Consider the following 8855-nt stretch of genomic DNA (forward strand, 5'->3'; position numbering starts at 1 on the left):
CGGCGAATGCGCCGTCTCCCTGCCCAAAACCACCCCGCGGGTCTAGGCTGAAGCTGTGCCGGACGACGTGGGGGGCAGGCCGTTCCCGAACGGCTGGGAGCCCGACGACGACCGCGGGGGCGCGGACAAGGACTTCGCCTCCGTGGTGTTCGACGAGGATTTCGTACAGGCGGCCGAGTTCCACGAACCGACCGCCGTCGAGCGGCTGCTGGCGGCCGCCGAGGCGCGCGCCGAGGCCGATTCCCGCCGGGCCCGGGCCGGCGGCGGGCCGCTGGACGACGACCTCTACGACGACGGCTTCGGGCGCACAGGCGTCTACGGCGACCCGCTCGACACGGATGACGACTACAGCGACAGCGGCCCCTACGGACGTCACGGCGGCGCCCTCCGCCCCTACCGGGGTGCCGCGCGCTGGCATCGGCCGGTGGCGTGGCTGCTGGCGGTGCTGATGGGCGTCGGCATGGTCGCGCTGGCCTTCAGCGCTGTGTACCGCAACACCTCGGGCGACCGTCAGGACCAGGTCCCGCCACCGGCCACGAGCGGCGTGGACAGCGCACCGGGGCCCACCTCGGCCCCGTCCGCGGCGGACGGCTTCTCCCGCCCGATGGTCTCCGCCGTTCCTCGCACCCCCTGACCCGTCCCGAACTGCCGGGCCCGAACCTGCCGGTCCCGAACCTGCCCTGCCTGCGGGGGCTGGGCCGCCGTGCTCGTGCGCAAGGGCTCGCGGGCCGCCCGAGTCCTGTGCCGCGCCGGGCGGCCCGGGCCGCCTCACTGTGCCGCTCCCGCCGGCGCCACCACGCGGGGCCGCAGGGAGCCCGCTCCGGTTCGCCGACGGCACGCCTGTTTCGCGCGGCCGCCGAGCCCGAGCCCGGTTCAGGCCGCCGTGGCTTCCGGGCCGGATCAGGCGCCCTGGCTGCCGAGCCCGGTTCAGGGACCCGTCGCTCCGGGGCCCGGTTCCTGGCGCCGTTGCTTCCGCGGTCTGATCCGCCCGACCGGGGGAACGTCGCGGCAGTTCCCGCCCGTCACCGCGTTTACCTCCGCCGTAATCGACCTACTCTGAAGATATGACCCCTCACCCGCTCGAAGAGGGGGCTTCTCACTTGTCCGTGCATGCCCACGCATGACGGGCAGACCCTGTCCGGAGCCTTCCGGCCGGAAGGGGCGCACCGTTTCGGCCCCGGTCGGTGGCGTGGAGTCGGGAGAAGTCATGGCAGACCGCGGAGATCCACCCGAAGGCCCGTCGGAGAACAGTGCGAGCGGCAGCGAGGACGAGTACCGGTCCCTGGTCTTCGACGAGTCCTTCGTCCGGGCTGCCCGACTGCAGGAGTTCTCCGCCCAGGAGCGCATGGGAGAGCACGCCCGTGCGGTCCGCAGCCTGCCGGGACGTGCCGTCCGCAACGGTTCACGGGCCGCTCTCGCCCTGGTCGTCCTGATAGCCCTGGCCTTCGGCGCCGCCGTCTTCATGGGCTTCCGCCACCCCTACTCGAACCCCGTCACCAGGCGTGCCGAGCCGCTGCGGATGACCCTCGTTCCGCTGGCGCCCCGCGGGGTCGTGCCGGGAGGCACCACGGCCGCCCTCTTCGCGAACAGCCCCGCCGCCCCGTTCCCGAAGGGGGCTGCGGGCATCAGCCTCCCGGTGACCCGGCGGACGGAGAACTTCTCCGACAGCCAGGTGTACGCCGCCCTGGCCACGGCCAAGGACTACCTGGTGGCCTCCTCGCTCGACCTCGACGTCCTCGGCGGCACCGCGGTGCGCCCCGTGGAATCACTGCTCGACCCGGACCAGATGGGCCAGTTCGAACGGAGCGTGAACGAGCCGCACGACGACGGGCAGCACGCGGCGTCGGGCTGGCTGGTGCGGTTCGATCCGGACGAGGCCACCCCGGATCCGGAGATCCGGGTCCGGGGCACCCTGCGGTACGCCGAGGTGAGGGCCGACGCCCTGGAGGTGGTGTCGGACCACACCTTCGCCTATGTGCTCCACCCGGCCGTCTCGGGCCCCCAACGGACGGGCGGCGCCTCGCTGTTCACCGTACGGCGGGAGATGCGCTTCCGGTTCGACCGGGATGATCTGCGGCTGCACCGGCTGGAGGTGCGGACCAGCTACGTCCAGGCCGGACCGCAGTCCTGCTCCGACGGCACCACCGGGGCCCTGCGCCCGCTGCTCGCGGGCGAACGGGCGGCCGGCGGCGGCCCCGCGGGCACCGACCCGTATGCGACGGGCCTGCCCACCGCGGCGCTGTGCGGGACGCTGACGGTCAGCTCCCCGCCGTCCCGGGCGCCGCAGACGGCCCCTCGGGGTCCTCAGGCCTCTGGGACTGCTGTGAGCCGTCCGTAGCGTCGCCCTTGCCCGTCCCGGCCCCCTTGGCGCCGCTGCCGCCCCCGCCGGTGAACTTGTCGCGGAGCTTGCCGCCCAGGTCGCCGGCCCCTCCCGCTATGTCGCCGACCAGCTTCATCAGCGGGTCCTTGCTGCTGCGCACCGAATCGGCGTAGTGCGAGGCGGACTCCTTGAAGGCGTCCGTCACCGAGGTGTCCTTGTCCTCGTCGCGCCGCGGGTAGTGGCCGTCCATGATCCGCTGGTAGTCGCGGGTCTCGGACCACTTCTTCAGCTCGGCCGCGCGCACCGTGGTGAACGGGTGCGAACGGGGGAGCACATTGAGGATCTTGAGGACGGAATCGCGCAGGTCGCCCGCCTTCTCGTACTCGTCGGCCTGGGCGAGGAACGCGTCCACGTTCATCTCGTGGAGGTGGTTGCCGCCGGCGATCTTCATCAGCCCGCGCATCGAGGCCTGCAGGTCCTGGCCGACCAGCAGTCCGGCCCGGTCCGCGGACAGCTCCGACTTGCGGAACCACTCGCGCAGCGCAGTGACGATCGCCATGATCGCGACGTTGCCGAGCGGGATCCAGGCCACCTTGAGGGCGAGATTGGTGAGGAAGAGCAGGATCGTGCGGTACACGGCGTGGCCGGAGAGGGCGTGCCCCACCTCGTGCCCGACGACCGCCCGCATCTCCTCCTCGTCCAGCAGCTCGACCAGGCCCGTCGTCACCACGATGATCGGCTCGTCCAGGCCGATGCACATGGCGTTGGGCTGCGGGTTCTGGCTGACGTACATCGGAGGGACCTTCTCCAGGTCCAGGATGTAACAGGCGTCCCGCAGCATGTCGTTGAGATGGCTGAACTGCGCGTCGCTCACCCGGACGGAGTCCGACAGGAAGAGCAGTCGCAGACTGCGCTCCGGCAGCAGTCCGCTCAGCGCCTTGAAGACGGTGTCGAAACCGCTCAGCTTGCGGAGTGCCACCAGGGCGGAGCGGTCCGCCGGGTGTTCGTACGCCCGGGAGGAGATTCCCGGGAAGCGCCTGCGCTGCCTGCTCGGCACCTGGCCATGGTTCTCGTGGCTGCCGTCGGTCATGAATGGGCCCCCTGTTTCGTACGAGACATCGCTCGCCCCCTGACAAATCCCAGCGTAGGTGCTGGGGCTACGGTGTGCGGGGGGCTGTGGACAACTGAGGAGACGCCCGACATGCCGCACACCGTTGCTCTGCTCGCTGCCGCATCCGAGGACCAGGGGCCGGGCAACACGATCCGCATCGTGCTGATCGTCTCGCTCGTCGGAGCGGCCCTGCTGGCCTGGTTCCTGCTGCGCGGATACCGCAACGACGACAACAACGACTGAGTCGGCGTGAGCGTGCCCGGGGCACCCGCATACGATGTCCGCGACGTCTTCCCTCCGACTCCCGATCGATAGGTCCTGCCGAAGATGAGCCTCACGAGCACCGCACACCAGCTGGTCACCGTCGCCGCCGAGGGCGAGCACGGCGGTAACCACGAAAGTCTCAGCCCGCTCCTCACCGGTGGCGGTGCGTTTGTCGCGCTTCTCCTCCTTCTGTGGATCACCACGCGCTTCAACCGCGACCGCTGAGGCCGAGGCGTACAGCTGTGCCAGTAGGCTCTGCACGCATGGGAGAGCAGGAAGTGCCTACCGGCCGCGGAAAGCGCCGACTCGGCGTGATGGGCGGGACGTTTGACCCGATTCATCATGGACACCTGGTGGCGGCCAGTGAAGTGGCCGCCCAGTTCCACCTCGACGAGGTGGTCTTCGTCCCGACCGGGCAGCCGTGGCAGAAGAGCCACAAGCAGGTCTCCCCGGCCGAGGACCGCTATCTGATGACGGTCATCGCGACAGCGTCCAACCCGCAGTTCTCGGTCAGCCGCAGCGACATCGACCGCAACGGTCCCACGTACACGATCGACACCCTGCGGGACCTGCGCGCGGTCCACGGCGACGCGGACCTCTTCTTCATCACGGGCGCCGACGCGCTCTCCCAGATCCTCACCTGGCGGGATGCCGAAGAGCTCTTCTCGCTGTCCCACTTCATCGGTGTGACGCGGCCGGGGCACGTGCTGACGGACGACGGGTTGCCGAAGGGCGGCGTATCCCTCGTGGAGGTCCCCGCACTGGCGATCTCGTCCACGGACTGCCGCGAGAGGGTCGCCCAGGGGGACCCGGTCTGGTACCTGGTGCCGGACGGTGTGGTCCGCTACATCGACAAGCGCCAGCTGTACCGCGGCGAATGAGCCACGGAGAGGGGCACCGGTGAACGACCGACAGAATCCGTACGACCCGTACTACCAGCAGCCGCAGATCGTCGGCTACGACGAGTACGGGCAGCCGGTGTACCAGCAGCAGCCGCAGCCCGGGCAGCAGCAGTACGACCCGTACGCACAGCAGGCACCTCAGCCGCCGCACCAGGCCCAGCAGCCGCAGCAGCAGGAGCCGCAGAGCGGTCAGGGATACGGCTACGACCCGTACGCCCAGCAGCAACGGCACCAGCAGCAGCAGCAACACCAGCAGCCTGCCGCGCCCCCGCAGCACTACGATCCGTACGCCGCCCAGCAGCACCAGCCTCCCCAGCAGCAACCCCCTCAGCAGGGTTACGGCTACGACGGCGGCTACGGCTACGACACGGGCCGGCAGCCTGCCGCGGTCGACACCACGCAGCAGCAGTGGAGCATCCCGCAGCAGGCCCCGGCGCCCGCTGCCGCTCCGCCGCAGCAGGCACAGGAACCGCAGCAGGCACAGGAACCGCAGCGGGCTCCCGAACCGCAGCGGGCCGCGGAGACCGAGGCAGGCGTTCCGGGGCCTCGCCGGGGTGACCGGGACTACCGCACGGAGCAGTTCTCCTTCATCGAGGAGCCCGACGAGGACTCCGAAGACGTCATCGACTGGCTGAAGTTCACCGAGAGCCGCAGTGAACGACGCGAGGAGGCCCGACGGCGCGGTCACAACCGGATGGTCGCGCTGATAGTCGTGGCCGTCCTCGTCGTGCTCGGCGGCGTCGGCTACCTGTGGTCCGCGGACAAGATCCCCGGCCTCTCGGCGTCCGAGAAGGAGAACACCACGGCGACCGGTCCGCAGCGGCGGGACGTCATCGTGGTCCACCTCCACAACACCAAGGCCGGCGGCACGTCCACTGCCCTGCTCGTCGACAACGTCACGACCAAGCAGGGCACCACGGTTCTGCTGCCCAACTCGCTTGCCGTCGCCGACCAGGACGGTGCCACCACCACGCTCGGCAAATCGGTCGACGACGACGGGACCTCCGGAACCCGCGAGTCCATCGACACACTGCTCGGCACCGAGATCAGCGGCACGTGGCGGCTCGACACCCCGTACCTGGAGAACCTCGTCGACCTGGTCGGCAACATCGAGGTCGACACCGACACCGCTGTCCCCGACGCCAAGAAGGGGGCCGCGCCCCTGGTGAAGAAGGGCAAGGCGCAGACGCTCAGCGGACCGATGGCCGTCGCGTACGCCACGTACCGCGGTCCCGACGAGGCCGAGGCCAAGCAGCTGATGCGGTTCGGGCAGGTCATGCGCGGAGTGCTGCGGAAGATCTCCGATGATCCGAAGGCCGCCACGGTCACCGTCGAGACGCTGGCCCAGATCCTCGACCCGTCGCTGCCCGAGCAGGACCTCGGCGCCTCCCTGGCCAAGCTCGCCGAGCACGCCAAGCTCGGCGACTACAAGACCGCACTGCTGCCGGTCCAGGACGACGGCACTCTCACCGAGGCCGCCACGGACAGCGTCGTCAAGGACATCCTGGGCGGCACGTTCAAGGCCCCCTCCGCGGACGCGGCGGTACGGGTCGGCGTCAAGAACGGCACGGGCAGCGACCGCGGTACGGAGTCCGCCCGGATCGAGCTGGTCAACGGCGGCTACACCTTCGTGAACAGCGGGAAGTCCGGCCCGGTGGCGTCCTCCGAGGTCGTCTACAAGGGCGCGGCGGACAAGAAGAAGGCGACCGAGGTCGCCACGACCCTCGGGCTGCCGGCGAGCGCGGCGAAGCAGGGCACGCCGGCAGGCAACGCGGACGTGTCCGTCGTCATCGGTCAGGACTACAAGATCAAGTAGGCCGGTGGTACGGCGGGGACCGGTCCGCCGGTCCTGTTCAGGGGCGGCTCCGGGACGGTTCCGGAGCCGCCCCGACGCCGTCTCCGAACCGCTCACGAGCCGGGTGCGGGCGGTTCCGGAGCCTCTTCTGAACGCCGGCGGACGACTCCTGAACGCTCTTCGGAAGATGACTGTGTGGGCTGTCGGCGGTCCGTGAGACCCTAGAGGTTGATCTGACCGCCGACGAAAGCCTGCATGTGACCGCCACGGACCGCTCCATCGAGCTCATCAACGCCGCCGCTCAGGCGGCCGCCGACCGGCTCGCGCACGACATCATTGCGTACGACGTCAGCGACGTGCTGTCGATCACGGACGCCTTCCTGCTGGCTTCGGCCCCCAACGACCGCCAGGTCAAGTCGATCGTCGACGAGATCGAGGAGCAGCTCCAGAAGGAGCTCGGCGCCAAGCCGGTCCGCCGTGAGGGCGACCGCGACGCGCGCTGGATCCTCCTCGACTACGTCGACATCGTCATCCACGTCCAGCACAGCGAGGAGCGCGTCTTCTACGCGCTGGAGCGCCTGTGGAAGGACTGCCCCGAGATTCCCCTTCCCGAGGACGCCGTGAAGACCCGCGGCAAGGCCGAGGAGCACGCACAGCTCACCGGCGGCACGGAAGGTGAGCAGAGCTGAACGGCAGCGGAAGCGGCAGGGGCCGCAGGATCGTTCTCTGGCGACACGGCCAGACGGCGTGGAACCTGGAGCGCCGGTTCCAGGGCTCCACGGACATCGAGCTCACCGATGAAGGCGTCGGGCAGGCCCGCCGGGCCGCCCGGCTGCTCGCCTCGCTGAAGCCGGACGCGATCGTCGCATCCGATCTGCGGCGGGCCGCGGCCACGGCGGCCGAGCTCGTCGCGATCACCGGGCTCGGTGTCGCGCACGACCCGGGGCTGCGCGAGACCTATGCGGGCGCCTGGCAGGGTCTCACCCACGAGGAGATCGTGGGGCTGTACGGCGACCAGTACGCGGCCTGGAAGCGCGGCGAGCCCGTGCGGCGCGGCGGCGGCGAGCTGGAGACCGAGGTCGCCGACCGGGCGGCCCCCGTCGTGCTCGCGCACGCCGACAAGCTGCCCGACAACGGCACGCTCGTCGTCGTCAGTCACGGTGGCACCATCCGGACCACCATCGGCCGGCTGCTGGGTCTGGAAGCGCACCACTGGGAAGGGCTCGGCGGACTCTCCAACTGCTGCTGGTCGGTGTTGGGCGAGGGTGCCCGCGGCTGGCGTCTGCTGGAGCACAACGCCGGCACCCTGCCCGAACCGGTGCTCGGCGACGACGCCTGACCGGGTGCCGGGCGGCGCCCGCGGGGCGTCATCGGGCGGCTTCGGCCGGATTTCACTTTCTGGCTGGTCACAGGCTAAAGTTCTTCTTGTTCGCAGCGCGGAAACGCAGGGAAACACAGCGAACAGCGGGGCTATAGCTCAGTTGGTAGAGCGCCTGCATGGCATGCAGGAGGTCAGGAGTTCAATTCTCCTTAGCTCCACAATCAGGATCCCGTCCCCATCAGGGGGCGGGATCCTTGCTTGTGCCCGGCGCCCGCGCGCCTGTCCTCGGGCAGGTGCGCGGGCGCCGTCGGCTGCCCCCTGCCCCTTGCTTCCGCGGCGTCGGCGAACGACGGGATCTCCGGCGGGCTGACCCCCTTGCGGGGTCATGGCAGAATCGGACCGCCGGAGGGGAGACGGACCGAACGGGGAGGAGTGCGCGATGCCTGCGAGCCGCCACGAGGTCCCGGACCTGCCCCTCGTCCGTCGAGGCCGCGCATGCGTCGGCCGTTGCGCCCACGGCCCGCTCCCTGCCGCTCCTCCACCGCGAGCCGGCAACGGCCTTCCTGGACGCCGAACGCCCTGTGGTCTCACCGGGATCCTCCCCATGTGTACGGCCCGCGGCCGCAGCCGGAGCTGATCCATGGGTGCGCACAGGCGGAAATGCGACTGGTGCGGCAGCGGTACGCCCATCGTCAGGGACATGGACCCGGTCAACGCGGACTACCAGTACTGGTGCGAGGAATGCGCACGGGCGCTGGTCATAAAGGGCGACCCCATCGAGACCTACCGGGAGCTCGAGGGGGAGCCGATCTACGGACGGTTGCTGGAGGAGCACTGCACGCTCAAGCGCTTCTACTCCTTCGCCACCGCCTGACCGGCGCCCTCCCGGCCGGCCGGACGGGAGCCGGGGAGGGGTCGGCCGGAATCGATTTGGTGGACGGCAGGGGTGACCGGTAATGTTCTCGATGTCGCCACGGGAGACCGGGCAGGACAACGCGGGGCTATAGCTCAGTTGGTAGAGCGCCTGCATGGCATGCAGGAGGTCAGGAGTTCAATTCTCCTTAGCTCCACAGTGAAGATCGACTGGCGGGGCCAACGAAAAGGAAGGGCCCCCACGCGGTTTAGGCAACACAAAAACAGCA

The 8855-nt window shown here is 70.1% G+C and carries 10 protein-coding genes and 2 tRNA genes; 11 read left to right on the forward strand and 1 reads right to left on the reverse strand.

Annotated elements, in window-relative coordinates:
• The first annotated feature begins 55 nt into the window (after positions 1 to 55).
• Together ABT025_RS22230 and ABT025_RS22235 are read left to right on the forward strand one after the other, a co-directional pair.
• The gene (locus tag ABT025_RS22230) at positions 56 to 634 is read left to right on the forward strand and encodes an SCO2584 family spore wall biosynthesis protein (RefSeq protein WP_350997045.1); all 579 of its coding nucleotides are present in this window, start codon (positions 56 to 58) and stop codon (positions 632 to 634) included.
• Between the two features lie 573 nt (positions 635 to 1207).
• Positions 1208 to 2338 (forward strand): SCO2583 family membrane protein, encoded by a 1131-nt coding sequence (locus ABT025_RS22235; protein ID WP_350997048.1) that lies wholly within the window; start codon positions 1208 to 1210, stop codon positions 2336 to 2338.
• Here ABT025_RS22235 and ABT025_RS22240 read toward each other — a convergent pair.
• Positions 2259 to 3410: a M48 family metallopeptidase gene (locus ABT025_RS22240; RefSeq protein ID WP_350997051.1), complete on the reverse strand. Its 1152-nt coding sequence runs from the start codon at positions 3408 to 3410 to the stop codon at positions 2259 to 2261. The two genes, ABT025_RS22235 and ABT025_RS22240, sit on opposite strands and share 80 nt — an antisense overlap.
• 111 nt (positions 3411 to 3521) lie before the next feature.
• Between ABT025_RS22240 and ABT025_RS22245 the strand changes: the two genes are divergently transcribed.
• From ABT025_RS22245 to ABT025_RS22285, 9 genes are all read left to right on the forward strand, one after another.
• Positions 3522 to 3674, forward strand: coding sequence for a hypothetical protein (locus ABT025_RS22245; protein ID WP_350997053.1), 153 nt, complete (start codon positions 3522 to 3524; stop codon positions 3672 to 3674).
• An 84-nt stretch (positions 3675 to 3758) separates the two neighbouring features.
• Positions 3759 to 3920: a hypothetical protein gene (locus ABT025_RS22250; RefSeq protein ID WP_187285139.1), complete on the forward strand. Its 162-nt coding sequence runs from the start codon at positions 3759 to 3761 to the stop codon at positions 3918 to 3920.
• Positions 3921 to 3958: 38 nt separating this feature from the next.
• Positions 3959 to 4576, forward strand: coding sequence for a nicotinate-nucleotide adenylyltransferase (nadD, locus tag ABT025_RS22255; RefSeq protein ID WP_350997056.1), 618 nt, complete (start codon positions 3959 to 3961; stop codon positions 4574 to 4576).
• Positions 4577 to 4595: 19 nt separating this feature from the next.
• Positions 4596 to 6413: an LCP family protein gene (locus ABT025_RS22260; RefSeq protein ID WP_350997059.1), complete on the forward strand. Its 1818-nt coding sequence runs from the start codon at positions 4596 to 4598 to the stop codon at positions 6411 to 6413.
• A 236-nt stretch (positions 6414 to 6649) separates the two neighbouring features.
• Positions 6650 to 7081, forward strand: a complete 432-nt coding sequence (gene rsfS / locus ABT025_RS22265) for a ribosome silencing factor (protein ID WP_350997062.1) — start codon at positions 6650 to 6652, stop codon at positions 7079 to 7081.
• A complete protein-coding gene (locus ABT025_RS22270) occupies positions 7078 to 7731 on the forward strand; it encodes a histidine phosphatase family protein (RefSeq protein WP_350997080.1) in 654 nt (217 codons plus the stop codon). The genes rsfS and ABT025_RS22270 overlap by 4 nt, the downstream gene beginning before the upstream one ends.
• Positions 7732 to 7858: 127 nt before the next feature.
• Positions 7859 to 7931 (forward strand) — tRNA-Ala (locus ABT025_RS22275).
• Positions 7932 to 8353: 422 nt separating this feature from the next.
• Positions 8354 to 8587: a hypothetical protein gene (locus ABT025_RS22280; protein ID WP_111331746.1), complete on the forward strand. Its 234-nt coding sequence runs from the start codon at positions 8354 to 8356 to the stop codon at positions 8585 to 8587.
• A 123-nt stretch (positions 8588 to 8710) separates the two neighbouring features.
• Positions 8711 to 8783, forward strand: a tRNA-Ala gene (locus tag ABT025_RS22285).
• Positions 8784 to 8855 lie beyond the last annotated feature (72 nt).

Origin of the sequence: Streptomyces sp. NPDC002809, assembly GCF_040295435.1 — a bacterium.
In the GTDB taxonomy this organism is placed as follows: domain Bacteria; phylum Actinomycetota; class Actinomycetes; order Streptomycetales; family Streptomycetaceae; genus Streptomyces.

What these genes read in the sequence shown, in the direction of transcription:
- ABT025_RS22235 (WP_350997048.1), top strand. Translation starts at nt 1,208, where the DNA reads ATGGCAGACCGCGGAGATCCACCCGAAGGCCCGTCGGAGAACAGTGCG.
- ABT025_RS22240 (WP_350997051.1), bottom strand. Translation starts at nt 3,410, where the DNA reads ATGACCGACGGCAGCCACGAGAACCATGGCCAGGTGCCGAGCAGGCAG.
- ABT025_RS22245 (WP_350997053.1), top strand. Translation starts at nt 3,522, where the DNA reads ATGCCGCACACCGTTGCTCTGCTCGCTGCCGCATCCGAGGACCAGGGG.
- ABT025_RS22250 (WP_187285139.1), top strand. Translation starts at nt 3,759, where the DNA reads ATGAGCCTCACGAGCACCGCACACCAGCTGGTCACCGTCGCCGCCGAG.
- nadD (WP_350997056.1), top strand. Translation starts at nt 3,959, where the DNA reads ATGGGAGAGCAGGAAGTGCCTACCGGCCGCGGAAAGCGCCGACTCGGC.
- ABT025_RS22280 (WP_111331746.1), top strand. Translation starts at nt 8,354, where the DNA reads ATGGGTGCGCACAGGCGGAAATGCGACTGGTGCGGCAGCGGTACGCCC.